At 69.0% G+C, this 25187-nt stretch carries 28 protein-coding genes; 19 read left to right on the top strand and 9 right to left on the bottom strand.

The features are described from left to right. Window positions 1-11: 11 nt before the first annotated feature. The 4 genes from ABID97_RS16845 to ABID97_RS16830 all read right to left on the bottom strand — a co-directional run bounded on the left by ABID97_RS16845 (window position 12) and on the right by ABID97_RS16830 (window position 3791). The gene (locus ABID97_RS16845) at window positions 12-1427 is read right to left on the bottom strand and encodes a URC4/urg3 family protein (protein ID WP_354399576.1); all 1416 of its coding nucleotides are present in this window, start codon (window positions 1425-1427) and stop codon (window positions 12-14) included. Then, the gene (locus ABID97_RS16840) at window positions 1424-2770 is read right to left on the bottom strand and encodes a GTP cyclohydrolase II (protein ID WP_354399575.1); all 1347 of its coding nucleotides are present in this window, start codon (window positions 2768-2770) and stop codon (window positions 1424-1426) included. The genes ABID97_RS16845 and ABID97_RS16840 overlap by 4 nt, the downstream gene beginning before the upstream one ends. 113 nt (window positions 2771-2883) lie before the next feature. Then, window positions 2884-3351 (bottom strand): DUF6152 family protein, encoded by a 468-nt coding sequence (locus ABID97_RS16835; RefSeq protein ID WP_503012821.1) that lies wholly within the window; start codon window positions 3349-3351, stop codon window positions 2884-2886. Between the two features lie 20 nt (window positions 3352-3371). Further along, a complete protein-coding gene (locus ABID97_RS16830) occupies window positions 3372-3791 on the bottom strand; it encodes a hypothetical protein (RefSeq protein WP_354401794.1) in 420 nt (139 codons plus the stop codon). A 179-nt stretch (window positions 3792-3970) separates the two neighbouring features. Here ABID97_RS16830 and ABID97_RS16825 point away from each other — a divergent pair, with 179 nt between their 5' ends. Together ABID97_RS16825 and ABID97_RS16820 are read left to right on the top strand one after the other, a co-directional pair. After that, window positions 3971-4552 carry a sigma-70 family RNA polymerase sigma factor gene (locus ABID97_RS16825; protein ID WP_354399573.1) on the top strand — a complete coding sequence of 194 codons (582 nt, stop codon included), beginning with the start codon at window positions 3971-3973 and terminating at the stop codon, window positions 4550-4552. Then, on the top strand, window positions 4549-5190 hold the full coding sequence (locus ABID97_RS16820) for an NrsF family protein (RefSeq protein WP_354399572.1): 642 nt from the start codon (window positions 4549-4551) through the stop codon (window positions 5188-5190). Before ABID97_RS16825 ends, ABID97_RS16820 begins: the two co-directional genes overlap by 4 nt. A gap of 37 nt (window positions 5191-5227) precedes the next feature. Here ABID97_RS16820 and ABID97_RS16815 read toward each other — a convergent pair whose 3' ends face one another. After that, a complete protein-coding gene (locus tag ABID97_RS16815) occupies window positions 5228-6736 on the bottom strand; it encodes a helicase HerA-like domain-containing protein (RefSeq protein ID WP_354399571.1) in 1509 nt (502 codons plus the stop codon). 101 nt (window positions 6737-6837) lie between these two features. Here ABID97_RS16815 and ABID97_RS16810 point away from each other — a divergent pair, with 101 nt between their 5' ends. From ABID97_RS16810 to fabG, 10 genes are read left to right on the top strand one after another with little or no spacing between them, the layout of a single operon-like run. Beyond that, on the top strand, window positions 6838-7149 hold the full coding sequence (locus ABID97_RS16810; RefSeq protein WP_354399570.1) for a phosphopantetheine-binding protein: 312 nt from the start codon (window positions 6838-6840) through the stop codon (window positions 7147-7149). Between the two features lie 3 nt (window positions 7150-7152). Next, a complete protein-coding gene (locus tag ABID97_RS16805) occupies window positions 7153-7797 on the top strand; it encodes a COG4648 family protein (RefSeq protein WP_354399569.1) in 645 nt (214 codons plus the stop codon). A gap of 15 nt (window positions 7798-7812) precedes the next feature. Next, window positions 7813-9522, top strand: a complete 1710-nt coding sequence (locus ABID97_RS16800; protein WP_354399568.1) for an ApeI family dehydratase — start codon at window positions 7813-7815, stop codon at window positions 9520-9522. Further along, window positions 9522-10520 carry a lysophospholipid acyltransferase family protein gene (locus ABID97_RS16795; RefSeq protein WP_354399567.1) on the top strand — a complete coding sequence of 333 codons (999 nt, stop codon included), beginning with the start codon at window positions 9522-9524 and terminating at the stop codon, window positions 10518-10520. The genes ABID97_RS16800 and ABID97_RS16795 overlap by 1 nt, the downstream gene beginning before the upstream one ends. Then, window positions 10492-11130 carry a LolA-related protein gene (locus ABID97_RS16790; protein ID WP_354399566.1) on the top strand — a complete coding sequence of 213 codons (639 nt, stop codon included), beginning with the start codon at window positions 10492-10494 and terminating at the stop codon, window positions 11128-11130. The genes ABID97_RS16795 and ABID97_RS16790 overlap by 29 nt, the downstream gene beginning before the upstream one ends. After that, entirely contained in the window at window positions 11127-13526 is a 2400-nt protein-coding gene (locus ABID97_RS16785; protein WP_354399565.1) for an MMPL family transporter, read from the top strand. Before ABID97_RS16790 ends, ABID97_RS16785 begins: the two co-directional genes overlap by 4 nt. Next, on the top strand, window positions 13526-14368 hold the full coding sequence (locus tag ABID97_RS16780) for a polysaccharide deacetylase family protein (RefSeq protein WP_354399564.1): 843 nt from the start codon (window positions 13526-13528) through the stop codon (window positions 14366-14368). Before ABID97_RS16785 ends, ABID97_RS16780 begins: the two co-directional genes overlap by 1 nt. Beyond that, window positions 14365-15129 (top strand): class I SAM-dependent methyltransferase, encoded by a 765-nt coding sequence (locus ABID97_RS16775; protein WP_354399563.1) that lies wholly within the window; start codon window positions 14365-14367, stop codon window positions 15127-15129. The genes ABID97_RS16780 and ABID97_RS16775 overlap by 4 nt, the downstream gene beginning before the upstream one ends. Beyond that, window positions 15126-15599: a hotdog family protein gene (locus tag ABID97_RS16770; RefSeq protein WP_354399562.1), complete on the top strand. Its 474-nt coding sequence runs from the start codon at window positions 15126-15128 to the stop codon at window positions 15597-15599. The genes ABID97_RS16775 and ABID97_RS16770 overlap by 4 nt, the downstream gene beginning before the upstream one ends. Further along, on the top strand, window positions 15596-16327 hold the full coding sequence (fabG, locus tag ABID97_RS16765; protein WP_354399561.1) for a 3-oxoacyl-ACP reductase FabG: 732 nt from the start codon (window positions 15596-15598) through the stop codon (window positions 16325-16327). The genes ABID97_RS16770 and fabG overlap by 4 nt, the downstream gene beginning before the upstream one ends. A 13-nt stretch (window positions 16328-16340) precedes the next feature. Here fabG and ABID97_RS16760 read toward each other — a convergent pair whose 3' ends face one another. From ABID97_RS16760 to ABID97_RS16745, 4 genes are read right to left on the bottom strand one after another with little or no spacing between them, the layout of a single operon-like run. Then, on the bottom strand, window positions 16341-17117 hold the full coding sequence (locus ABID97_RS16760) for a glycosyltransferase family 2 protein (protein ID WP_354399560.1): 777 nt from the start codon (window positions 17115-17117) through the stop codon (window positions 16341-16343). Continuing rightward, on the bottom strand, window positions 17084-17881 hold the full coding sequence (locus ABID97_RS16755; RefSeq protein ID WP_354399559.1) for a lysophospholipid acyltransferase family protein: 798 nt from the start codon (window positions 17879-17881) through the stop codon (window positions 17084-17086). Before ABID97_RS16755 ends, ABID97_RS16760 begins: the two co-directional genes overlap by 34 nt. Before the next feature lie 34 nt (window positions 17882-17915). Then, window positions 17916-18953, bottom strand: a complete 1038-nt coding sequence (locus ABID97_RS16750; RefSeq protein WP_354399558.1) for a chorismate transformation FkbO/Hyg5 family protein — start codon at window positions 18951-18953, stop codon at window positions 17916-17918. A 2-nt stretch (window positions 18954-18955) separates the two neighbouring features. Then, window positions 18956-19744: a class I SAM-dependent methyltransferase gene (locus ABID97_RS16745; RefSeq protein ID WP_354399557.1), complete on the bottom strand. Its 789-nt coding sequence runs from the start codon at window positions 19742-19744 to the stop codon at window positions 18956-18958. A gap of 106 nt (window positions 19745-19850) precedes the next feature. On the opposite strand from ABID97_RS16745, the gene ABID97_RS16740 reads away from it, so the two are divergent. Genes ABID97_RS16740 through ABID97_RS16710 form a run of 7 tightly spaced genes read left to right on the top strand, consistent with a single transcriptional unit; the run spans window position 19851 to window position 25186 of the window. Then, window positions 19851-20576 carry a YebC/PmpR family DNA-binding transcriptional regulator gene (locus tag ABID97_RS16740; RefSeq protein WP_354399556.1) on the top strand — a complete coding sequence of 242 codons (726 nt, stop codon included), beginning with the start codon at window positions 19851-19853 and terminating at the stop codon, window positions 20574-20576. A gap of 34 nt (window positions 20577-20610) precedes the next feature. After that, entirely contained in the window at window positions 20611-21909 is a 1299-nt protein-coding gene (gene purD / locus ABID97_RS16735) for a phosphoribosylamine--glycine ligase (RefSeq protein WP_354399555.1), read from the top strand. Continuing rightward, the gene (gene hemF / locus ABID97_RS16730; protein WP_354399554.1) at window positions 21909-22826 is read left to right on the top strand and encodes an oxygen-dependent coproporphyrinogen oxidase; all 918 of its coding nucleotides are present in this window, start codon (window positions 21909-21911) and stop codon (window positions 22824-22826) included. The genes purD and hemF overlap by 1 nt, the downstream gene beginning before the upstream one ends. After that, window positions 22823-23452, top strand: a complete 630-nt coding sequence (gene nadD, locus ABID97_RS16725) for a nicotinate (nicotinamide) nucleotide adenylyltransferase (RefSeq protein WP_354399553.1) — start codon at window positions 22823-22825, stop codon at window positions 23450-23452. Before hemF ends, nadD begins: the two co-directional genes overlap by 4 nt. Continuing rightward, window positions 23452-24117 carry a ribosome silencing factor gene (gene rsfS, locus ABID97_RS16720; RefSeq protein WP_354399552.1) on the top strand — a complete coding sequence of 222 codons (666 nt, stop codon included), beginning with the start codon at window positions 23452-23454 and terminating at the stop codon, window positions 24115-24117. The genes nadD and rsfS overlap by 1 nt, the downstream gene beginning before the upstream one ends. Further along, window positions 24114-24581, top strand: a complete 468-nt coding sequence (gene rlmH, locus ABID97_RS16715) for a 23S rRNA (pseudouridine(1915)-N(3))-methyltransferase RlmH (RefSeq protein WP_042579728.1) — start codon at window positions 24114-24116, stop codon at window positions 24579-24581. Before rsfS ends, rlmH begins: the two co-directional genes overlap by 4 nt. Next, window positions 24578-25186 carry a Maf family protein gene (locus ABID97_RS16710; RefSeq protein WP_354399551.1) on the top strand — a complete coding sequence of 203 codons (609 nt, stop codon included), beginning with the start codon at window positions 24578-24580 and terminating at the stop codon, window positions 25184-25186. Before rlmH ends, ABID97_RS16710 begins: the two co-directional genes overlap by 4 nt. The last annotated feature ends 1 nt before the right edge of the window (window position 25187 follow it).

Genomic DNA, 25187 nt, shown 5'->3' with positions numbered 1-25187 from the left:
GAGCGGGGAGTCTAAAAGACGGTGCCGTCGCTTTCGATCAGGAGCGGTGGCGCTCCGTCACGCAAGCGCTGTGCCAGCACCCGTCCGGCGGCCCAGGTGCCGCCCTCGAGCACGCAGGCCAGCGGCAGCTCGTCCTCGGTGCGGTCGAGCATCTTGCGCACGTGCGGCGCGAGCTCGTCGAGCAGCGCCACGGTGAGCGCACGCCATTCGACGATGAACTCGTCGCCGGCCTTCCAGGTGCGCGAAAGAAAGGCCGGATCCTTCGGCACGATGACGCCGGCATCGAGCAGGAGTCCGCCGTTGCGGTACTCGGGCAGGGCGGTGAGCGCGCCGAGCTGGCGCACCTTCACGCCCGCCCATTCGAAGGGTTCGAGCAGCGAATAGGTGAGCCACTGCGACAGCTTGTGGAACGGCATCCAGCCGTTGGTGAGCCCGGAGCCGCGCACCGCGCTGTGGCGCCAGCAGTCGCCCAGTGCCAGGGCCGGGTCGCTCCAGCCGATGCCGCCCGCCGCATCGCTGCCATCGGCGGCAATGCTGTCGATGGCATTGGCGGACGGCCAGATGCCCGACAGCGTCTCGAGCAGCAGCGACAGGATCTGGTGCGCGGTGATCTCGGCCGTGGGCGGCGCGGCGGCGCCGAAGGGGGCGACCAGCGCGTCGAACATGCCGGCGGGACGGCCGTCGTTGCCGAAGGTCTCTGGTTGTTCGCTCATCGCTTCGCCGAGCCGGCGCAGCAGCACGGTGCGGCCAGCCAGTCCCACCAGCGGGTTGACGTCGCTGACCTGGAATGCGTCCCCGAGCCGGTCGGTCACGAGGCCGCGCAAGCCGGCCGCGTCCACCTGCAGCGGATGGTCCGGGTCGGACGAGAACAGGCCGCTGGTGAAGGCGTGGAAGCTCGCGACCGCCAGCCCCTCGGAGCGCGTGAAGCGTTCGCCCGAAGCAGGCTCGGTGTAGTGCCAGCCGGGCCCCGCACCGGCATCGAGCAGCACGCTCACCAGCACCAGGTCGATGTGCGCGCGGGCGCGCTGCCGCGCGTCGACGCGTGGGCCGAGCAATTGGTCGAGTTGCTTCAGCCGATCGACGCCGCCGGCCTCGAAGTGGCGCCAGCGGCTGTGGTACGGAATGGTGTCCCAGGGATAGCGCTCGCGCGTGACCTCGGCGACGGTGCGCGCGGCATCGTCCAATGCATTGGCCTCGCCGATGCGGAACCACTGCGACTCGCCCCGGCGCGCGCGCGCCAGCAGCGCGGCCGCGCGCTCGCGGATCGCAGCCGTGGTGCGCAGCACGCTGGCAGCGCCCGCGGGATGGCTGGTGTCGGGAGCGAACTCGGTGGCGGGATCGATCTTGCCCGCGCTGCCCGGCGGCAGCTTGCCCGAGCCATCGGCCGGCCGCTGGCCGCTGCTGTTGTCCCTGGTGTCTGCGCTCATTCGCTCAATCCCCGGCCCTTGGCCTTCTTGAGTTCCTCTGCGTCCGGCACCGGGCCTGGCGTGAAGTAGCCGGCGGCCATCTTGGCATCCATCTCGACGCGGGCGTCGGCCGGGATCAATTCGTCCGGGATGTTCACGCGCTCGCCGATCTCGATGCCCGACCCGGTGATGGCGTCGAACTTCATGTTGCTCATCGACACGAGCCGATGAATCTTCTTGATGCCGAGCCAATGGAAGACGTCGGGCATCAGCTCCTGGAAGCGCATGTCCTGCACGCCGGCCACGCACTCGGTGCGTGCGAAATACTGGTCGGCCGTGTCGCCGCCCACCTGGCGCTTGCGCGCGTTGTAGACCAGGAACTTGGTCACTTCGCCGAGCGCGCGGCCCTCCTTGCGCGAGTAGGCGATGAGGCCGACGCCCCCGCGCTGCGCGCCCTGGATGCACTCCTCGATGGCGTGCGTGAGGTAGGGGCGGCAGGTGCAGATGTCGGAGCCGAACACGTCGGAGCCGTTGCACTCGTCGTGGATGCGCGCGGTGAGCTCCACGTCGGGGTTGGCCAGGTCGCGCGGGTTGCCGAAGATGTAGAGCGTCTGCCCGCCGATGGGCGGCAGGAACACCTCCAGGTCGGAGCGCGTGACCAGTTCGGGGTACATGCCGCCGGTCTCTTCGAAGAGCGTGCGGCGCAGGTCGGTCTCGGAGCAGCCGAAGCGCCGCGCCACCTCGGGCAGGTACCACACGGGTTCGATGGCGGCCTTGGTCACCATGGCGGCGCCGCCCGTGGTGAGAAAGTGGCCGTCGGCCTTGAGGCGGCCGCTCTGCAGCGCCTCGATCACCTCGGGCAGGATCACGTGCGCCTTGGTGATCGCGATGGTCGGGCGGATGTCGTAGCCCGCGGCCAGCTCGGTGGAGAAGACGTCGGCCACCAGCGCCCCCCAAGGGTCGAGCGAGACGATGCGTCCCGGCTCGCTCCATTGCGGGTACGGCCCGATCACGTCGGTGGGGGAGGTGTTGGTCAGGTCGGCCTTGTGCTCGCGCTTCAGCGCCCCGGCCGCCACGGCGAGCGCACGGTAGACGCTGTACGAACCGCTGTGCGTGCCGATCACGTTGCGATGCGCCCGCTTGGTGGTGGTGCCCACGACCGGACCGCGCTCGGTGGCGGTGGCGGCGCCCCAGCGGATCGGCAGCGCACCGAAGCCGCCCGCATGGGAGGTCAGCCGGATATGGCCGGTCGACGACGAAGGGTGAAGCGTGGGAAGGGGAGAGACGACAGGGATGGCGGAAATCGCGGGGTCAGCGGGAATCGCCGGGTTCGCCGAAGGAATCGCGGTGCTGTCTGCGGACATTGGAGGCCCTCAAAAAATGCAATGTACCGATCACTCGCGCGGCTGGCAAGCAGGGCGCGAAGGTGGTCGGTGCCGCAGGGGGCCGCCGCAATTTGCCGCGGCCGGCGAGCCGCTCAGGCGGGCGAGGAGCGCAGGCCGTAGGCCTTGCCGCCGACGAACAGGTATTCGGCGCGCAGCACCGGATCGCCTTTCTCGCCGGTGAAGGTGAAGCCCACGACGGAAACCTGGGTCCCGGGCTTGATCTCGTCCAGGCCCCAGGCCTGCAGCCGAGTGAGCGGCGCCAGCTCGATGGTCCATTTGCGGTCGGGCCGCGTGGGAAGCTGCGCCTTGGCCAGCAGGCCGGGACCATCGACCGTCGCGCTTTGCCGGGGCAGCGCACGCTGTTTCAGGTCAACCGGCAGCGTCGGTTTTTCGGGCAGCTCGAGTTCCAGCTCGCCATGCGGGTTGCGCCACATGACCTTGGTCGCGCGTCCTTCCAGATAGAGGGGCCGGTCCTGGTCGAAGCTGCTCCACCCATGGTGCGCCCAGGCCGGCAGCGCCAGGCCCAGCGAACCGGCAACGAACAAGCGTCGTCTCTGAATCATCTCGGTCTCCTTGGCTTTCAGATGTAGGCGATCCACCGCCCGCAGATGATGACAGCGAGCCAAAACCCCAACGACAAGAGGCATTGGACCTTGGCTGCCGCGCCGGTGGCAGTGGGGCCGCCGCGAAGGTGGAACCAGATGGCGTTGGCGCCCGCCAGCACGATCAGCAGCAGCTTGATGCGGAACGCGTTGTTGGCCAGCAATTCGCCCGGCTGGGTGGAAAACATCGTGAGGCCGGTCGCTGCGCACAGGCCGAAGCCGACCAGGGCCGGCACCAGGGTCAGGCGGGCCAGCTGCGGCGCCGAAAGCTCCCGGCCGAGGCCGAGCACGCGCAGCTCGAACACCAGCAGGCCGCCGAACAGCAGGGCAATGCCCACGATGTGCACCACCTCCAGTGCCGGGTAGGCCCACGGGTTCGAAGCCAATGAGGACAGCATCGGATTCAGCGCCGGGGCAGGGGGCGTCCGCGGGGCGGAAAGCATGGCGGGTCGGCTTGCATGGGGGCTCCTTCCGTGCGGTTCGGGCGAGCTTAGCCGAGCCCGGATGCCGGCGGCGCGGCGGGGCACGGCACAATCCGGCGGAATCTTTTTTCGAAAGGCTGTAACCAGCCGGTCCGATGGCACGAAACACAATGGACAGCAGGGAGCGGTTGAGCGCAGCCGAGGCGGCGCTGCGGAGCCTGTTCATGCGCGGCCTGGACGGCGACGCAGCGGCCTACCGCGAGTTCCTGCAAAAACTCAGTGCGCACCTGCGCGCTTTTCTGGGCAAGCGCCTGTTCGGCTGGCCCGATGAAGTGGAAGACCTTGTCCAGGAATGCCTGCTCGCCATGCACAACCAGCGCCATACCTACCAGAGCGACCAGCCGCTGACGGCCTGGGTGCATGCGATTGCGCGCTACAAGATGATCGACCTGCTGCGCGCCAAGTCCGCACGCGAAGCCCTGCATGACCCGCTCGACGACGACCTGGCCGTGTTCGCCGAATCGGCCACCGATGCGAGCGATGCGCGCCGCGACCTGGGCGGCCTGCTGCAGACCCTGCCCGAGCGCCAGCGCCTGCCGATCGTGCACGTGAAGCTCGAAGGCCTCTCGGTGGCGGAAACCGCGAGCCTGACCGGCATGTCCGAGTCGGCCGTCAAGGTCGGAATCCACCGCGGGCTCAAGGCGCTCGCAGCAAGGATGGGAGGCAAGGCACCATGAAGACCGACGATCTCGTCGCCATGCTGGCCACCGGACCCACGGCCGCGCCGCGCCGTGCCGCGGGACGCCGGCTGGGCTTCGCGCTGCTCGCGGGGCTGCCGTTGTCCTTCGCCATCCTGTTCGCCGACTACGGCGTGCGCCGCGACCTCGTGCAAGCCATGTTCTGGCCGATGTTCTGGGTCAAGGTGCTGTTTCCGCTGTGCATCGCGGCCGCCGCCTTCGTGGCGGTGCAGCGCCTCGCGCGGCCGGGCGTGCCGGTGCGGCGCGCCTGGATCGGCATGGCCGCGCCGGTGCTCGTGGTCTGGGTGCTGGCGGCGGTGGCCTGGTTCAATGCGCCGCCGCAGGACCGCATGCCGCTTCTCATGGGCGAGTCATGGCGCGTCTGCGCACTCAGCATCGGGCTGATGGCGCTGCCTGTCTTCGCAGCCGCGATGCTGGCGCTGAAAAGCCTCGCTCCCACGCGGCCGGCGCTGGCCGGTGCCGCGGCTGGCGGCCTTGCGGGGGGGGTGGGCGCCGCCGTCTACGCGCTGCACTGCATGGAGCTGACGGCGCCGTTCCTCGCGGTCTGGTACGTCAGCGGCATTGCCGTGCCGGTGGCGCTGGGCGCCTTGCTCGGGCCGCGCCTGCTGCGCTGGTAAGCCGGGCGAGGTCGGCCCGGTCCGCAGCGGAAAGGGTTCAGCGTTTTTTCGCGCCGAAGATCCCGCCCAGCACGCCGCGCAAGATCTCCTTGCCGACCGAGGTGCCCATGGTCCGCACCGCCGACTTGGCCATGGTCTGCACCAGGCCGTCGCGCTTGCCGCCGCGGGGGCCGGTGCTGCCGAAGAGCAGGTCGTTCAGCATGCTGCTGCCGCCGGACGATTCGTCCGCAGCCTTGGCACCCGGCTTGGCCGCTGGCGCGTCGGGCGCGCTTTCGGCCCGGCCCTTGAGCTTTTCGTAGGCCGATTCGCGGTCGACCGTCTTTTCGTACACGCCGGCGACCAGCGAACTGCCGATCACCGCCTGGCGCTGCGCGGGCGTGATGGGGCCGATCTGGCTGCCCGGCGGCACCACGAACACGCGCTCGGTCACGCTCGGGCGGCCCTTGGCATCGAGAAAGCTCACCAGCGCCTCGCCTACGGCAAGCTCGGTGATGGCGGTCTCGATGTCCAGGCCCGGCTTCTGCCGCATGGTGGTCGCGGTGGCCTTCACGGCCTTCTGGTCGCGCGGGGTGAAGGCGCGCAGCGCATGCTGGACGCGGTTGCCGAGCTGGGCCAGCACCGAATCCGGAATGTCCAGCGGGTTCTGCGTGACGAAATAAACACCCACGCCCTTGGATCGCACCAGCCGCACCACGAGTTCGATGCGCTCGACCAGCGCCTTGGGCGCTTCGTTGAAGAGCAGGTGGGCCTCGTCGAAGAAGAAGGCCAGCTTGGGCTGGTCCGGGTCGCCGATCTCGGGCAATTGCTCGAACAGTTCCGACAGCATCCAGAGCAGGAAGGTGGCGTACAGCCGCGGCGAGTTCATGAGCTTGTCGGCCGCCAGGATGTTGACCACGCCCTTGCCGCCCACCGTCTGCATGAAGTCGGCGATGTTGAGCATCGGCTCGCCGAAGAACTTGTCGCCGCCCTGGGTCTCGATCTGCAGCAGGCCGCGCTGGATGGCGCCCACGCTGGCGGCGCTGATGTTGCCGTACTCGGTGGTGAACTGGCTCGCGTTCTCGCCCACGTGCTGCAGCATGGCGCGCAGGTCCTTCAGGTCGAGCAGCAGCAGGCCGTTGTCGTCTGCAATCTTGAACACCAGGTTCAGCACGCCGGCCTGGGTTTCGTTCACGTCCAGCATGCGGCCCAGGAGCAGGGGGCCCATGTCGGAGACCGTGGCGCGCACCGGATGGCCCTGTTCGCCGAACACGTCCCACAGGGTGACGGGGCAGGCGGCTGGTTCGGGCGGGTCGATGCCGCGTTCCTTCAGCGTGGCCGCCATCTTTTCGCCGATTGCGCCCTTCTGGCTCATGCCCGTGAGGTCGCCCTTCACGTCGGCCATGAACACCGGAACGCCGATGCCCGAGAGCTTCTCGGCCATGGTCTGCAGGGTGACCGTCTTGCCGGTGCCGGTCGCGCCGGTGATCAGTCCGTGGCGGTTGGCCAGGCTGGGCAGCAGGGCGCACTCGATGGTGTCGTGGCGTGCTATCAGGAGGGGGTCGGCCATGAGGGGCTCCGGGTCGTATCGAAGCGGGCAGTCTAATCAAGCGGCCCTCCTATAATCCACGACCCGCGAGGTAGTAACCGAAAAAGTTTCAGGAGGTTTTCTTGTCATCGACTGCTCAGCCCCCCATTCCCGCCGTTGGCGATTCACCTGAACAGTCGCCCATTGAGAAAGAGCTGGCCGTCCTGCTGGTGAACGCGCTCAATCTCGAAGTCGCGCCCGAAGACATCGTGCCCACCGATCCGCTGTACGGCGAGGGCCTGGGCCTCGACTCGATCGACATCCTCGAAGTGGCGCTCGAAGTGTCCCGGCGTTACGGCTTCCAGCTGCGTTCGGACGACGAGCGCAACCAACAGATCTTCCAGTCGCTGCGCACGCTCGCGACCCACGTCGCCGAGCACCGCAGCGCTTCCTGATCCATGTCACGATGGCGACTGGCGCTCCTGCTGCTGGTGGGAGTGGCCTATGCCGGCCTTTCCCACTGGATGATGCTGTTCCACCCCACCGAGCCGTGGGCGGTGGTGGTGCTGCTCGGCCCGCTGTGGCTTGCCGCCATGGGCTTTGCAGCAAGCAAGTTCGGCCGCCTGGGTTTCATCGCGGCCATGCTGTTGGGCATCGCCGGCTTCGCGCTCGTGTTCCTGGGTGAGGCGGGCGACACGAACCGCCTCTATGTGTTCCAGCACGTGGCCATCAACGGCCTGCTGTGCGGCTGGTTCGGCGCCACGCTGCGCGGACCGGGGCTTCCGCTGATCACGCAGTTCGCACAGCGGGTGCATCCGCTCAAGGGCGACATGCTGGCCTACACCACGCAGCTCACCCGCATCTGGACCGTGTACTTCGCGCTCGTCGTGGTGTCGTCCATCGTGGTGTACCTGACCCTGCCTTTCTCCGCCTGGTCGCTGCTCGCCAACGTGCTGACCCCGCTCTCCGTCGCGGTTCTCTTCGTGGGCGAGCACCTGGTGCGCTACCGGCTGCACCCCGAATTCGAGCGCACGCGGCTCATCGATGCGGTGCGTGCCTTCCAGGGCACGTCGCGCATCGACCACGGCACTGGCGGCCGGTGAACCAGGTGGCTTTGCGTGACTGCCGATAACCGCCTGCTGCCGCTGATCGCCCACCGGGACCTCGATGCCCCGCTGGCCTGGCGCGCTGGCGTGCCGGTCAGCACGCGCCAGTTCCTGGCCGATGTCGCGCGCTTCGCGCCGGTGCTGCCGGACGAGGGCAAGGCCGTCAACCTGTGCGTCGACCGCTATGCCTTTGCCGTCAGCCTGGCGGCCGCGCTGGTGCGCGGCCATGCGAGCCTCCTGCCGCCCGACGCGCGGCCCGACACGCTCGCGCGGTTGCTCGAATCGGGTGGATCGGATCTTTTCGCGCTGACCGACGACGCCCAGCTCGCCACGCCCGGCATGCCGCGCGTGCTGATCGAGGACCGCTCCAGCTCCGAAGGTGGAGAGGGCCTTGACGTGCCGGCCATCGACGGCGCCATGCACGCCGTCAGCCTGCTGACTTCGGGCTCCACCGGCGTGCCCCAGCCGCACGCCAAGCGCTGGGACACGCTGGTCGGCGACGTGGCGGTGGCCGTGGAGCGGCTCTCCAGCCTGCTCGGGCGGCCTTCGCTCGAGGGACTGACGCTGGTGGCGACGGTGCCGGTGCAGCACAGCTACGGGCTGGAATCCTCGGCGCTGCTCGCGATGCTCGGCGGTGCCGCGTTCGAAAGCGGGCGGCCGTTCTTTCCGGCCGACGTCGCAAAGACCCTGGCATCGGTGCCGCGTCCACGGGCGCTGGTCACCACGCCTTTCCACCTGAAGACGCTGCTCTTGTCGGGCATCGACCTGCCGCCCGTCGACCTGATTCTTTCGGCCACCGCGCCGCTGTCGCCGCAGCTCGCGGCGCAGGCCGAGCAGGCGCTGGGCGGCGTGCTGATCGAGATCTACGGCAGCACCGAATCGGGCCAGGTCGCCACCCGCCGCACCACGCAGAGCGAGGTCTGGGAGAACTTCGGCAGCATCCGCGTGCATACGGAAGCCGGCGAGGGCGACGCTCCCGAGCGCTTCATCTTCAGCGGCGACTTCCTGCCCGAGGCCACGCCCATGGCCGACGTGCTCGAGCTGCTCGACGATCGCCGCTTTCGCCTGTTCGGCCGCGCCAACGACCTGATCCACGTGGCGGGGCGGCGCAGCTCGCTCGCCCACCTGAACTATCACCTCAACAGCATTCCGGGCGTCGAGGACGGCGCGTTCTGGCTCCCCGACGACGTGGCCGACGGGGTGGTCCGTCCCGTGGCCTTCGTGGTGGCGCCCACGCTCTCGGCCGCCCAGGTCATCGCGGCGCTGCGGCAGCGGCTGGAGCCCGTGTTCGTGCCGCGCCGGGTGGTGCAGGTGAAGGCGTTTCCGCGCGAAGGCACCGGCAAGCTCACCGCACGCGCGCTGCGTGAGTTCGCGCTCGCGCAACTGGCGGAGGACGACACCCCGGTGCAGCTGGCCCATGCGGTGCCTGCCGACCATCCATCGTTCGCGGGACACTTTCCGGGGCAGCCGCTGCTGCCGGGCGCACTGATATTGGCCGAGGTGATGGAAGCCGTTCAGCGCGTGCCCGCGCTGGTGGCGCGGCTGGGCGCCCATCCCACGCTGGCGGCGGCCAAGTTCCTGGCGCCGGTGCGCCCAGGCAGCATGCTCTCCATCGAGCTGCAGCCCGAGTCCGGCGCCGCGCGTGGCGTGCGCTTCGACGTGCGCTGCGACGGCGTGGTGGCTGTCACCGGCCGCTGGGTGGCCGGGCAAGGATCCGCGTGATGAAGCACACCGACGCCGAGACGCGCGCCGTGAACGATGCCGCGCAGGCGGGGCAGCGCGGCGACTGGGCGCACGCGCCCGAGCGCAGCAACATGCTGGCCCTGCGTTTCATCTGCGCGATGGCGCTGATCTGCGGACGCCGCGTCACCCGCCTGCTGCTGCCGCCCATCAGCCTGTACTTCCTGTTGTTCGCGCCTGCGCCGCGCCGCCACATCAAGCGCTACCTGTTCCGGGCTGTCGGGCCGCGCGCCGGCTGGATCGACGGCTACCGCCTGCTGCACACCTTCGCCTCGACGGTGCTCGACCGCGTGTATTTCCTGCGCGGGCGCATGGACCTGTTCGACGTGCAGGTGAAGGGCAATTCGGCGCTCGAAGCCGAAGCCTTGAACGGGCGCGGCGCCTTCCTGCTGGGCGCGCACGTGGGCAGCTTCGAGGCCATGGGTGCCTGCAAGCACAAGAGCCAGCACAAGCAGGAACTGCGGCTCGCGATGCTGATGTACCCCGACAACGCGCAACGCATCAACGCCATCCTCAATGCCATCAGCCTGCCCGAACTGCGGCCGCACGTGATCGCGCTCGGCCGGCCGCACTCGATGCTCGCGCTGCGCGACTGGCTGGACGGCGGCGGCCTCGGCGGCATGCTCGTCGACCGCACCCTGCCGGGCAGCGAAGACCAGCCCGCGCAGCAGCGCGGCAACACCATCGTGCTGCCGTTCCTCGGCCAGCCGGCAAGTTTCGACGACGGACCGTTCCGCCTTGCGGCACTGCTGCGGCGCAAGGTGTTCTTCATGGCCGGCCTCTATGGAGGCGGTGCGCGCTACGATGTCCAATTCGATCTCCTGGCCGACTTCACCGAACGGTCCACCGACCCCGCCGAGCGGGAACGCCGCATCCGCGCGGCGATCGAAGCCTACGTGGCGCGCCTGGATGCGCTGTGCCGCGCCTATCCGTACAACTGGTTCAACTTCCATGATTTCTGGCTCGAAGATTCGGTTTGACTGGCTTTGCAGAAGCCTGCTCCTGGCACTGGCCTGCTGCGCCGCGCCGGCCTGGGCTTTCGACCTGCCCGAGCTGATGGGATTGCTCGCCAGGCAGAAGAGCGGCGAGGCGCGCTTCACCGAGCAGCGCTTCGTGCATGGACTCGAAGGACCGCTCGACTCGCGCGGCACCCTGAGCTTCAATGCGCCCGACAAGCTGGTGCGGCGCACCTTGTCGCCGCGCGAGGAGACGATGGCCGTCGAAGGCAACACGCTCACGCTGTCGCGCGGCGGCCGCAGCCGCACGCTGACGCTCGACAGCATGCCCGAGCTGCTCGGCCTGGTCGAAGCCATGCGCGGCACATTGAGCGGCGACGGCGCCACGCTGCAGCGCTATTTCCGCAGCACGGTGGGCGGCTCGGCCGGCAACTGGACGCTCGACCTGCTGCCGGCCGACAGCCGGCTCGCGGCCCAGGTGCGCAGCATCCGCATCATCGGCCGCGCGAGCGAGGTGACCGGCCTCGAGATGGAATTCGTCGGCGGCGACCGCTCGGTGATGAGCATCACGCCCGAGCGCGCGGGCGCCGCATCCACCGCGCCATCGAGCGCCGCCGGACGCACCACGCCGTGAGCGCGCGCCAGAGCGGGGGAGGGCTGCCGAGCTGGCGGCGCCGGGCGGTGGTGTTGCTGGTCTGGGCCCTGGTCCTGCTCGGCGGCGGGCTGCAGATTGCGCGCACGCACTTCAGTGCCGATCTTTCCGCGTTTCTCCCCAAGAGCCCCGACGTGCGCCAGCAGGTGCTCATCGAGCAACTGCAAAGCGGCGTGGCATCGCGAACGCTGATGCTCGGCATCGAAGGCGGCGCCGACGTGGAGCAGCGCGCCGCGGTGTCCCGCGCCGTGGCCAAGTCCATGCGCGAAAGCAAGCTCTTCGACCTCATCCAGAACGGCGACACCGGCGATTGGAGCGAGGCCGGCACCTGGGTCTTCGCGCACCGCTATCAGCTCTCGCCGGGCGTGAAGCCCGATCATTTCACCGTCGACGGGCTGCGCGATGCGATCTACGAAACCCTCTCCATGCTGGGCACGCCGGCCGGCAATGCGATCAAGCCCTTGCTCGACCGCGATCCGACCGGGGAAACCCAGCGCATCGCCGTCGAACTGACGCCGGCCAGCGCACCGCGCAGCGAGAACGGCGTCTGGATGTCGCGCACCGCGCCGCGCGCACTCATGATCGCCACCACGCGCGCGGCGGGCAGCGATCTCGACGCGCAGGCCGTGGCCATCGCGCGGGTGCAGGCGGCCTTCGATGCCGCAACGCAGGGCATGGCCGAAGCCGCCAGGCCCAAGCTGCTGTTGAGCGGCCCGCCGGTCTTCTCGGTGCTGAGCCGCGACAAGATCAAGACGGAGGCCATGCACCTCGCGATCGTCGGCGGCTTCGTGATGGGCGGCCTGCTGCTGCTGGCTTTCGCCTCGCCGCGCGCGCTGGTCATCGCGTTCCTGCCCGTGGCCACCGGCGTGGTGGTGGGAACCGCCGCGGTGAGCGTGGTGTTCGGTTCGGTGCACGGCATGACGCTGGGCTTCGGCAGCACGCTGATCGGAGAAACGGTCGACTACGCCATCTACTACCTCATCCAGGCGCGCGGCGCCGCCGTGGCCGGCACCGGCTGGGCGCGCTGGCGCGACGTGCATTGGCCCACCGTGCGGCTCGGCCTGCTGACCTCGGTGTGCGGCTTTGCGGCGCTGCTGTTCTCGGGTTTTCCGGGCCTGGCGCAGCTGGGCGTGTTTTCCATCGCCGGCCTGGTGGCCGCGGCGCTGGCCACGCGCTACGCGCTGCCGGTGCTCGCACCCGATGGTGCCACCGGCATGGGCATGCGCAGGTACATGGCAAACGCGGCCGGCGTGCTCGTGCGCGGGCTGCCGCGCCTGCGCTGGGTGCTGGCCGGGCTCGGCGTCGCCGCGCTGGCACTGGTCATCTGGCAGGGCGGCCATCTCTGGCGCGCCGATCTCGGCGCAATGAGCCCGGTGCCCAAGTCGGCGCAGCAGCTCGACGAAATGCTGCGTGCCGACATCGGCACCGGCGATGGCAGCACGCTGGTGGTGGTCTACGGAGCCGACGAGGAAACGGCACTGCGCAATACCGAGGCGGCCACCGCGCGGCTCGAAGCATTGGTCGACAAGGGCGAGCTCGGCGGTTTCGAGGCCGTGACGCGCGTGCTGCCGAGCGTGGCGACGCAGGCGGCGCGCCTGGCCAGCCTGCCCGAGGCCGAGGCGCTGCGCATGCGGCTGGCGGAGGCCACGCAAGGCTCGCCGCTGCCGGCCACGCGGCTCGGACCTTTCCTGGCCGACGTCGAGGCCGCGCGCAAGCTGGCGCCCGTGCGGCGCGCCGACCTGACCGGCGGGCCGCTGGGCTCGGTGGTCAACACGCTCATGTACCAGCGGCCCGGCGGCGGGTGGTCGACGCTGGTGGTGCTGCACCCCGGCCCGAATTTCAATGCGGGCCGTCTCGAGCAAGCGCTCGCGGGCGTGCCCGAAGTGCAGGTGGTCGACGTCGGCCGCGAACTTGCCGGGCTCTACCAGCGCTATCTGCACGAGGCCTTCGTGCAGGTGATGCTCGGCGCATTGGCGGTGGTGGTTCTGCTGGGCATCTACCTGCGCTCGGGCAAGCGGCTGCTCGCCGTCTGCCAGCCCTTGGTCGTCGCGGTGGTGCTCACGCTCGGCGGCATGGCCGTGCTCCAGGTGCCACTGGGCATCCTGCACCTGGTGGGGCTGCTCTTGATCGTGGCGGTGGGCTCCAACTACGCGCTGTTCTTCGACCAGTTGCGTGTGTCCGGAAGGGCCGACGAGGACACGCTGGCATCGCTGATGCTGGCCAATCTCACCACCGTGGTGTCCTTCGGGCTGATCGCAATCTCGGACATTCCGGCGCTGTCGTCGATCGGCCGGGTGGTGGCACCGGGCGCCTTGCTGGCGCTGCTGCTGTCGGCTGCATTCGCACGCCGGGTCACGCCACCGCCTGCGCGCGGCTGATGGGACAATCCCGCGCCATGTCGTCCGCCTCTGCTGCGCCCCCTGAATCCTGGCCCTGGCCGCCGGCCATCCGCGCCAGTGCGGCCTGGCACGTGGCCGCCATCGGCGCGGGCGTGCTGGTGCCGGGCGCCATGCCCTGGGCCATCGGCGCGATCGTGCTGAACCATGCGCTGATCACCGGCGCGGGACTCACGCCGCGCAGCAGCCTGCTGGGCCCCAACGTCACGCGCTTGCCCGAAGCGGCTGGCGTCCGGCGCCAGGTGGCCATCACCATCGACGATGGGCCCGAGCCCGAGGTCACGCCCCGGGTGCTCGACCTGCTCGACGCCCACGGGCAGCGTGCCACATTTTTCTGCATTGCCGAGCGCGTGCTTGCGCATCCGGCACTGGCGCGCGAGATCGTGGCGCGGGGCCACAGCATCCAGAACCACACGGCGCGGCATCGGCACAACTTCTCGTTTCTGGGTCCGCGCGGTTTCGCGAGCGAGATTGCACGGGCGCAGGACATCCTGTTCGAGGCCACCGGCCAGCGCCCGACCTGTTTCCGCGCGCCGGCCGGGCTGCGCAATCCGTTTCTGGAACCGGTGCTGCACCGGCTCGGCCTGTCGCTCGTGAGCTGGACGCGGCGCGGCTTCGACACGCGCGAAGGCGATGCGGCCAAGGTCATGGCGCGACTTGGGCGCAACCTGCAGGCGCGCGACATCCTGCTTCTTCACGATGGCAACGCCGCGCGCACGCCGCAAGGAAATCCTGTACTGCTGGAGGTATTGCCCTTGCTGCTCGAACGCTTGCGTGCGGATGGATTGCACGCCGTCACCTTGCCGGAAGGCCTTGAACCATGAGCGCAACGCCGCCTTTTTCCACCGACGCCGCGTGGCGCGAGCTTCACGAAGCCGCCACCGTTCCCTACAAGAAGGGCGGCACGTTCGCCTGGCAGTTCGCACGCGGCAAGCTGGGGCGCGACCCGGTCTTTCGCGGGCTGCTCGAGCGCGGACTGATCGACGCGGCGCACCGGCGCGTGGTCGACATCGGCTGCGGCCAGGGGCTCTTCGCGAGCTTGCTGGCGTCGATGAGCCGCATGCAGGCGCACGGCCGCTGGCCGTCGTCCTGGAAGCCCACGCCAGCGGCGCCCGACTACACCGGCATCGAGCTGATGCCCAAGGACGTGGCACGCGCCGCGGCTTCGATCGGCCATCTGCAGCCCGCGCCGCGGCTGGTGTGCGCCGACATGTGTTCGGCGCCGCTGCCCGCGTGCGACCTGGTCGTGATTCTCGACGTGCTGCACTACGTGGACATCGAGGCGCAGGACGGCGTGCTGCAGCGCGTGCGCGATGCGCTGCGGCGCGGCAGCAATGCGAATGCGAGGCTGCTGCTGCGTATCGGCGACGCGTCGAGCAAGCGCGGCTTTGCCATCAGCCAGTGGGTCGATCGCACGGTGACGCGCATCCGCGGCCACAAGGTCTCGCCCACCTGGGGCCGCCCGCTGGCCGACTGGGTGGCGGTGCTCCAGCGGCTGGGCTTCAGTGTCCGGAGCATTCCGATGAGCGAAGGCACGCCGTTCGCCAACGTGCTGCTGGTGGCCGACCTGGAGCCCGCCGCGTGACCACGGCCCCCCAGACGCTCGACCGCGACGGCATTGCCGCGCGCATTCCGCACAGCGGCAGCATGTGCCTGCTCGAGCGGCTCGAGCGCTGGGACGCCGAGTCCATTCATTGCAGCACCCGCACCCACTTGCAGCCGGACAATCCGCTGCGCACGGCGGGCGGCCTGCTGGCGCCCAACGCCATCGAGTACGCGGCCCAGGCCATGGCGCTGCACGGCGGACTGCTGGCCGCCGAGGGAAGCGCGCCGTCGGCCGGATTCCTCGCGAGCGCGCGCAACGTGCGCTTCTCGGTCGCACGGCTCGACGAAGTCGCCGGACCGCTGCAGGTGCAGGCGCGGCGCCTCTCGGGCGACACGAACCAGATCCTCTATGAATTCGCGGTGCACGACAGCGCCGGCCATGTGCTGGCCGAAGGCCGCGCCGTGGTGGTATTGAACACACCGCTTGCAACCGGAGCGACTGCCCCATGAGCCTCGAAGGAAAACGCGCCCTCATCACCGGCGCCAGCGGCGCCCTGGGCACCGCGATGGCCGAGCGCCTGGCGCGCGACGGCGCCACGGTGCTGCTGCACGCCAACTCGCGCCCCGAGGCGGTGGAGCAACTCGCGGCCGCCATCGTGGCTGCGGGCGGCAAGGCCGAGTGCCATGTGTTCGACCTGCGCAGCGACGACGCCTGCCGGTCGGCCTGCGAACGCTTGCTCGAGGCCGGGCCGGTTCAGATCGTCGTCAACAACGCCGGCGTTCACGACGATGCGGTGCTGCCCGGCATGCGCGCCGAGCAGTGGCACAAGGTCATCGATGTGTCGCTCAACGGCTTCTTCCGCGTGACGCAGCCGCTGCTGTTGCCGATGATGCGCACGCGCTGGGGCCGTGTGCTCAACATTTCCTCGGTGTCGGCACTGACGGGCAACCGCGGGCAGGTCAACTATGCCGCGGCCAAGGGTGCGCTCAACAGCGCGACCAAGGCGCTCTCGCTCGAAGTGGCGTCGCGCGGCGTGACCGTCAACGCCATCGCGCCGGGCATCATCGCCTCGCCGATGGCGGACGCGACCTTCGACCCGGCCATGGTCAACCAGATGGTGCCGATGAAGCGCGCCGGCACGCCGCAGGAAGTCGCGGCGCTGGCGTCTTTCCTCGCGAGCGACGAGGCGGCCTACATCACCGGGCAGGTGATCTCGATCAACGGCGGGATGATCTAGCCCTGCGCTGGCGTCAGGGCTGAAAAGGCGGCAGCCGCCGCGCCTTGCGCCACAGCAGCGCGGGCAGGCGCAGGACGAACTCGACCATCAGCCGCGAGTGCATCCAGGTCAGGAGCACGTTGTCGCGCCCATAGCGAAAGTGCGACACCCCGCCTTCCTCGGCCGTCAGGTATTTGACGGGCGCGTCGATGTTCACGGGCTTGACACCGCGCCAGGCCAACCGCACCACGGCTTCGGTGTCGAAGTCGAAGCGTCGCATCCAGGGTTGCCGCGCCATCACGGCAATCAGGTCGGCCACCGGGTACACGCGAAATCCGTAGAGCGAATCGCCCACGCCGGCAAACACCGTTTCGAGCTGGGTCCAGCCGTTGGACACGCGCCGCCCCCGCACGCGCAGCAGCGGGGCGGAGGCATCGAACACGGGGCGGCCCAGCACCATGGTTTCAGGCCGGGCCTGTGAGGCGGCCATGAAAGCGGGAATCAGGTCGGCCGGGTGCTGGCCGTCCGAGTCCATGGTCAATGCGTGCGTGAAACCGGCATTGCGGGCTTCGCGAAGGCCATGCAGCACGGCCGCGCCCTTGCCCTGGTTCTGGGGCAGCAGCCATACGCGCAGGCCCGGATCGCCTTCGGCCATTTGCTGCAGGCGCTCGCCCGTGCCGTCGGTGCTGCCGTCCACCACCACCCAGACGGGGCTCCACTGCGCACGCGCCGCTTCGACTGTGGAGAACAGGCGTTCGCCCGTGTTGTAGCTGGGGATCAGGACAAGGTGTGTGCGCGAGGCGTCTGGCATGCGGGGGACGCGTCGGGGGCGCGCTGTTCCAGGTTTTGGCGAAAGTACTGTTCGAGTTCCGATTGCAGCACATGGCTGTCCTGCTTGGGCGCGAACCGCTGGCCCAGGCGGAGCGTGAAGACCACCGGCAGCGGCGGCACCCGCCACAGCGGCCAGCCCTTGCTGAGGTAGGGCGAGTCGGTTTCGATGAAGACGGTCTGGATCGGCGCCTGCGCGAGCTTGGCGATCAGTGTCACGCCGTTCCCGAACGGGTTGAGCGGCGGTGTCACGGTGCGCGTGCCTTCGGGAAAGATGACGAGCTGGCCGCCGTTGCGCAGGTCGGCCACGGCCAGGCGCACCATCATGCGGGCCGATTCGTTGCTGATGTAGCGCGCAAGCCGCGCACCCGCGCCAAGGAAGATGTTGCGCAGCAGGTCGGCCTTCATGATGCAGGCGCTGCGCGGCAGCCGCGCCACCAGCAGCAGGGCGTCCAGCATCGTCGGGTGGTTGGCGATGAAGATCACGCCCGGTTCGCTGCGCATCGGATCCAGGCAGCTGGCATCGATGCGCATCATCCCGGTGAAGGAGGCCACGCCCCAGAACATGCGGTAGGCCAGGGTGATGGTCAGCCGGCCCAGGGCGCGGGCCGGCGCCTCGGGCATCACCGGGTACAGCAGCATGGCCACCAGGTTCCAGGCGAGCGATATCAGCCCGAGGAAGAGCAGCAGCGCGTAGAGCATCAACGCGAGCGGAATGGCCGTGAGAATGCGCAGCACGCGGTTCATCGAATGGGTCGTCGGTCCGGTCGGTCGCAACAGGTCAGCCCAGCAGGCGACCCGGGGCGACGGCATGGGCTTCGATCTCGACCAGCAGGTCGCTGCGGCAGATGTCGGCCTCCAGGTAGACCGCGTGGCGGCTCATCGGCGCGTCGGCGCCGAGCGAATGCGCGATCACGCCGCGTACCTTGTCGGTGTCGGCCGGATGCCGCACATAGACCACGCAATCGAGCTTGGCGAGCGAGAACGCATCCCCCGGCCCGGCGAGCTGGTGGTTGGCCGCTGCGATGACGGCTTCGAGATTGCGCAGGGTTTCACGGGTTTGTTCGAGCACGTCGCCATGATGGATGGTTTCGTGCCCCACGATGCTCGCGGTGCCCGAAATGAAAAGCGCGATGTTGCCGTCGCCGATGTCGGAGAGTGCGGCGCGCGAGAAGGTGGGCGAGCGCGGGCCGTAGGTTTCCGGATAGCGGTAGGCCGAGACCTGCCGCGGATTCTCGACCGGCATGGGGGCAGTTCGGCCGGCCAGGAAGCGGATCGAGAGTGCGCCCTGGTGGATGCCCAGCGCGCACGCGGCCGGCGCTCCCTCGAATGCGGCGCGGCCCGCCTCCAGGAAAGCTTCCTGGCGGCCCAGGTTGAACTGCCGGTAGCGCTCGAGCCCGCCTCCGTCGGCGTTGATCTGCGGCAGGTAGTTCCAGATGCGCAACAGGTGCGGTGTTGCGGCCTGGTCGAGCGTCTTGAACAGGTCGCGGTAGGCGCGGTGCGCAATCTCGGCGAGGTTGCGTTGCTCGACCGACTCGTCGATGTCGATGGCGCCGAGGAGCCAGTGGCCGTCGCTGCGCCATCGGGCGATGCCGGTGGTGGCCGATTCGACGTGGGTGCCGGCCACGTGCCAGACGTCCGCCATGGCGCCCTGGGCCGAAAGCACGCGCGCGTTGACGGTCGGCATCCAGGCCAGCTCGTGCGGCGTGCCGTAGCCCAGCGCCGCAAAGGGGGCGCTGCCGTTCTCGGCCAGCGCGAGGCAGGCGGGCAGGGAAAGGCGCTCGACGCGCAGATGGGAGGTTTCGCCCTGGACTCGCACGGTCAGCCGGCCTTGGCGGTGGTTTCCGGTTTGCGGGCCATGTACTCGGAGAAGACACCCAGGCTCGCGCGGCGGCGCACGTCGGAAAAGCCCGCGGCGCGCAGCGCTTCCAGAACGCGTTCTGGCGGGATGCAGGCCTCGATGGTGTCCCAGTAGTAGCGCCACAGTTCCGACGTGTTGGTGCGGCGTCCGACCACGCGGGCGATGAGCGGCACCACGGCGCGCATGTAGCCCTTGAGCATGGCGGTCGCGACCCGGCCGTTCGGCTTGGTGATCTCGAGCACCACCAGGCGTCCGCCGGGACGCAGCACGCGATGGAACTCGCTGAAGGCTGCCGCCACGTCGCTGATGTGGCGCATGGCGTACCCCATGCTCACGAAGTCGCAGCTGGCGTCGGGCCGGGGCAGCGCTTCCGCCACGCCCGTGACCAGTTCGACACCGGGCAGGTCGATCTGCTCCATCATGCCTACGCTGGGATCGACGCCCACCAACTGGCCGCGCGGGCCGATGATCTTGAGCGCCTCGCGAGCGACCAGCCCCGTGCCGATGCCGACGTCGAGCACCTGCGCACCCTGGGCGAGGCCGGCCTGCGTCAGGGCGGCCCGCCGGTAAGACGGACCGGTGCCGAAGGCGAGCACGCTTTCGATGCGGTCGTAGTCCGCGGCGGTGCTGTCGAAGATGCGGCGCAGGAAAGCCTGGTGCTCCGTCTCGTTCTTGTAGTACAGCGGCAAGGGGGTGTGGGGCGGCAGGATGGTCGGTTTCCCGGGCCCTACGGAAGGCGATGGCGTCATCGGGGGATTATCACCAAAAGGGAGCGGTGCCCTGGCGGCCGTTGTGTGCGCCGGACAGTAAACTCGGAGCCTGTTTTTGAAAACACAGGATTGCGAGAACAAAGTCATGGCCGGACATAGCAAATGGGCAAACATTCAGCACCGGAAGGGCCGCCAGGACGAGAAGCGCGGAAAGCTCTGGACGCGCGCCATTCGCGAAATCACGGTGGCCGCGCGCGCCGGCGGCGGTGACCTCAGCGCCAACCCCCGTCTGCGGCTGGCGGTCGAGAAGGCCAAGGCGGTCAACCTGCCGATCGACACCGTCAAGCGCAATATCGACAAGGCCACGGGCAATCTCGAAGGCGTCAACTACGAAGAAATTCGTTACGAAGGGTACGGCATCGGCGGCGCGGCGATCATCGTCGACACCATGACCGACAACCGCGTGCGCACCGTGGCCGAAGTGCGCCACGCCTTCTCCAAGCATGGCGGCAACATGGGCACCGAGGGCTCGGTCGCCTTCCAGTTCAAGCACTGCGGACAGATCATCTTCGCGCCAGGCACGGATGAGGACAAGGTCATGGAGGCCGCGCTCGAAGCCGGCGCCGAGGACGTCGTCACGGACGACGACGGCGCCATCGAGGTGATCACCGCCGTGGCCGATTTCGAAACCATCAAGAACGCCCTGGAAGCAGGCGGCCTCAAGGCCGAGGTGGCCGAGGTCACCATGCGGGCCGAGAACACGATCGAGCTGACCGGCGAAGACGCCGCCAGGATGCAGAAGCTGCTCGATGTGCTGGAAGACTTGGACGACGTCCAGGCGGTCTATCACAACGCCGCGCTTTCCGAATGAACATTGATACACAGCGAATGAACAAGGCCCACGAATGAAGGTACTGGTAATTGGAGGAGGGGGCCGGGAACACGCCTTGGCGTGGCGGCTGGCGCAGGCCAGCCGGGTCAGCCGCGTGTACGTGGCGCCCGGCAACGGCGGCACCGTGAGCGACGAGCGCTACGACTGCATCGACATCACCGAGCCCGCCGCGCTGCGCGAGTGGGCCGCGAGGGAAAAGATCGCGCTCACCGTCGTCGGCCCCGAGGGGCCGCTGGCGGCCGGCGTGGTGGACGAATTCCGCGCCCACGGCCTGCGCATCTTCGGGCCCACGCGGGCGGCTGCGCAGCTCGAGAGTTCCAAGGCGTTCTCCAAGGCGTTCATGAAGCGCCACAAGATTCCCACCGCCGAGTACGAGGCCTTCACCGACGCGGCCGCGGCCCACGCCTACATCGACGCCAAGGGCGCCCCCATCGTGGTCAAGGCCGACGGCCTGGCCGCCGGCAAGGGCGTGGTGGTGGCCATGACGGCGCAGGAGGCGCACGAGGCGGTCGACTTCATGCTGGTCGACAACAAGTTCGGCGTGTCCCACAACGATGGCGGCGCACGCGTGGTGATCGAAGAATTCCTGCAGGGCGAGGAAGCCAGCTTCATCGTGCTGTGCGACGGCAAGAACGTGACCGCGCTGGCCACCAGCCAGGACCACAAGCGCCTGCTCGACAACGACGATGGTCCCAACACCGGCGGCATGGGCGCCTACTCGCCCGCGCCCGTGGTCACGGCCGAGGTGCACGCGCGCGCCATGCGAGAGATCATCCTGCCGACCATCCGCGGCATGGAAAAAGACGGCATCCCGTTCACCGGCTTTCTCTACGCAGGCTTGATGATCGACGCCACGGGACACCCGAAGACGCTCGAATTCAACTGCCGCATGGGCGATCCCGAAACCCAGCCCATCATGATGCGGCTCAAGTCCGACCTGTTCGAAGTCTTCTGGCATGCCACCGACGGCACGCTCGACCAGGTCGAACTGCAGTGGGACCGGCGCGTGGCGCTAGGCGTGGTGATGGCGGCGCACGGCTATCCGCTGTCGCCGCGCAAGGGCGACCGCATCACCGGCATTCCGCCCGAGGCACCCGATGCCGTGGTGTTCCATGCCGGCACCACGCAGCAGGACGGCGAACTCAAGACCAGCGGGGGCCGCGTGCTGTGCGTGACCGCGCTGGCCGACAGCGTGAAGCTTGCGCAGCAGCGTGCCTATGAAGTCGCGGCGCGCATCGCCTTCGACGGGGCGCAATACCGCAAGGATATCGGGCACCGCGCGGTCCACGCGCGCAACACCCCGCACGCCTGATGCAACAGACCCACCCGGCAGCGGTCGGCGACTACCTGCGCAAGCTGCAGCAGGAGATCGTCGCCGCCGTCGAGGCGGCCGATGGCGGCGCCTGCACGCGCGACGCCTGGCAAAAAGAACCCGGCGAGGCGCTGCAAGGCAGCGGACTCACCTGCATCCTCGAAGGCGGCGATCTGTTCGAGCGCGCGGGCTGCGGCTTCTCTCAGGTGCGCGGGCCCAGGCTGCCGCCATCGGCCACGCAGAACCGGCCGGAGCTCGCGGGTGCGCCTTTCGAGGCCATGGGCGTTTCGCTGGTGTTCCATCCGCGCAATCCCTACGTGCCGATCGTCCACATGAACGTGCGCATGCTGGCGGCGCTGCCCGAAGGCAAGGACCCGGTGTGCTGGTTCGGCGGTGGCATGGACCTGACACCCTGCTACGGCTTCGAGGAAGACGCGGTGCACTTCCACACCGTGTGCCAGGACGCGCTCGCTCCCTTCGGCGACGACAAGTACCCGCGCTTCAAGACCTGGTGCGACGAGTATTTCTTTCTCAAGCACCGCAAGGAGCAGCGCGGCATCGGCGGCATCTTCTTCGACGACTTTGCCGAGGGCGGATTCGAGAACGCCTTTGCGATGCTGCGTTCCGTAGGCGATGCCTTCCTGCCGGCCTACCTGCCCGTCGTGGAGCGCCGTCGCGGCATGCCATGGGGAGAGCGCGAACGGGCGTTCCAGCTCTACCGGCGCGGACGCTACGTGGAATTCAACCTCGTGTGGGACCGCGGCACGCACTTCGGACTGCAGTCGGGCGGGCGCACCGAATCGATCCTGCTGTCGATGCCGCCGCTCGCAAGCTGGGCCTACCGCCAGCAGCCCGAGCCGGGCAGTCCCGAAGCCGCGCTGTACAGCGACTTCATCGTGCGGCGCGACTGGGTGTGAGCGCCTCCGGCCCCGCCCCGCGCATCGGCATTTTCGGCGGTGCCTTCGACCCGCCGCACAACGCGCACGTGGCACTGGCCGAGGCGGCACTCTCCCAGCTCGGCCTGGCCGAACTGCATGTCATCCCCACGGGGCAGGCCTGGCACAAGAGCCGGGCCTTGACGCCTGCGAAAGACCGCCTCGCGATGGCGCGGCTGGCTTTTTCAGGGCTGAACGGCACCGTGGTGGTCGACAGCCGCGAAGTGCTGCGCGACGGTCCCACCTACACGCTCGACACCCTGCATGAATTGCAGCGCGAGCAACCCGGAGCCCAACTGGTGCTGATCATGGGTGCCGACCAGGCCAGTGCGTTGCCGACATGGCACGGCTGGCAGGCTATACTCGGCATTGCTATTGTTTCTGTAGCGTATCGCGCATTATCGGCGGGCGGCACTGCCCGTTTTGATCCGAAGATGCTGCCCGGCCTTCCAGCCGGCGCACGTTTCGAAGCGCTCGATCTGCCGGCCATGGACACCAGCGCCACCGACATACGGCGGCGGGCGGCGCTCGGCGAGGACATTTCCTCGCTGGTTCCGCCAGCCGTTGCACGCTATATTGACCGACACCACCTTTACCGCCCTGCCTGATGACCACTGAAGCCGCCGCCAAGAAAGACACCCAGAAACTCCAGCGAGCCATCATCGATGGACTCGAAGACGTCAAGGCGCAGGACATCCAGGTTTTCGACACAGAGCATCTGTCACCGCTGTTCGAACGTGTGATCGTTGCCTCGGGCACCTCCAACCGCCAGACCAAGGCGCTGGCCGCCAGCGTTCGCGATGCGGTGCGCGAGGCCGGCTTCGGCAAGCCGCGCATCGAGGGCGAGGACAACGGCGAGTGGATCATCGTGGACTGCGGCGCGGCCGTCGCGCACATCATGCAGCCCGCCATCCGCCAGTACTACCACCTCGAAGAGATCTGGGGCGACAAGCCCGTGCGCGCCAAGCTCGGCGGCACCAAGCCGGCGCTTGCAACGGCCTCCAAGGTCACCGAAGAGAAGAAGCCGGTGGCGGCCAAGACTCCCAGCCTGCGCCGCACCAGCGCGGCCAAGACCGCCATTCGCGCGGCCGAGCAGGAAGCCAAGGCCGAGAAGGCCAGCCGCAGTCCGGCCAAGAAAACCGCCGCCAGGAAGGCACCGGCCCGGAAGACCACAACCGCGCGCGTGCCGGTCAAGGTGGTCGGCAAGCCGGCCGCCAAGAAGCCCGCGGCCAAGAAGGCGCCTGCGAAAAAGGCGCCAGCCCGCCGCGCATGAAACTCCTGGTGGTCGCCGTCGGGCAGCGCATGCCCGACTGGGCGCAGACTGCCTGGGACGACTACGCCAAGCGCTTCCCGCCCGAGCTCAAGCTCGAACTGCGGGCAGTGAAGACCGAGCCGCGCGGTTCCAAGTCGCTCGAGACCCTCTACGCCGCCGAACGCGAGCGCATCGAAGGCGCCATTGCCAGGGGCATGCGCATCGTGGCGCTCGATGAGCGCGGCACCGCGCTCACCACCAAGGCGCTGGCCGCGCGCCTGCAGGCCTGGCAAGGCGAGGGCGACGACGTGGCCCTGGTCATCGGCGGGCCCGACGGGCTCGACCCGGCCTTCAAGGCCGCGGCCCACGAACGCATCCGCCTCTCCGACCTGACCCTGCCGCATGCGATGGCGCGCGTGCTGCTCGTGGAGCAGCTGTACCGGGCCTGGTCGGTCAACGCGGGACATCCGTACCACCGGGAATGACAGCACCAGACTTCATCTATCTCGCGTCGCAAAGCCCGCGCCGCGCCCAGCTGCTCGGCCAATTCGGCGTTCGCCACGAGTTGTTGCTGGCCGGCCCTGACGAAGATGCCGAATCGCTCGAAGCCGTGCTGCCGGGCGAATCGCCCACCGCCTACGTGCAGCGCGTCACCGCGCTCAAGCTCGATGCGGCCGTTGCGCGGCGCAAGCGCAACGGGCTGGCCGATGCGCCGGTGCTCTGCGCCGACACCACGGTGGCCATCGGCCGCAGCATCCTGGGCAAACCCGAAGACGCGCGCGATGCCGAGCGCATGCTCGCGCTCCTGTCTGGCACCACGCACCGCGTGCTGACCGCCGTGGCGCTGCAGCATGGCCGCCGCCGCCATGCCGCGCTCAGTGTTTCGCGCGTGCGTTTCGCAGCCATGACCGCAAAGCAGATCGCGCGCTATGCCCAGAGCGGCGAGCCGCTCGGCAAGGCCGGCGCCTATGCGATCCAGGGCGCGGCGGCAGCGTTCATCGAGCACATCAGCGGGTCCTATTCGGGCATCATGGGACTCCCGATGTTCGAGACCGCGCAGATCCTTCGCCGCGCCGGTTTCAATACCTGAG

Origin of the sequence: Variovorax sp. OAS795 (assembly GCF_040546685.1) — a bacterium.
GTDB lineage: Bacteria > Pseudomonadota > Gammaproteobacteria > Burkholderiales > Burkholderiaceae_C > Variovorax.
The sequence above is the reverse complement of the archived record's forward strand: the minus strand, read 5'-3'. Positions and strand labels throughout refer to the sequence as shown.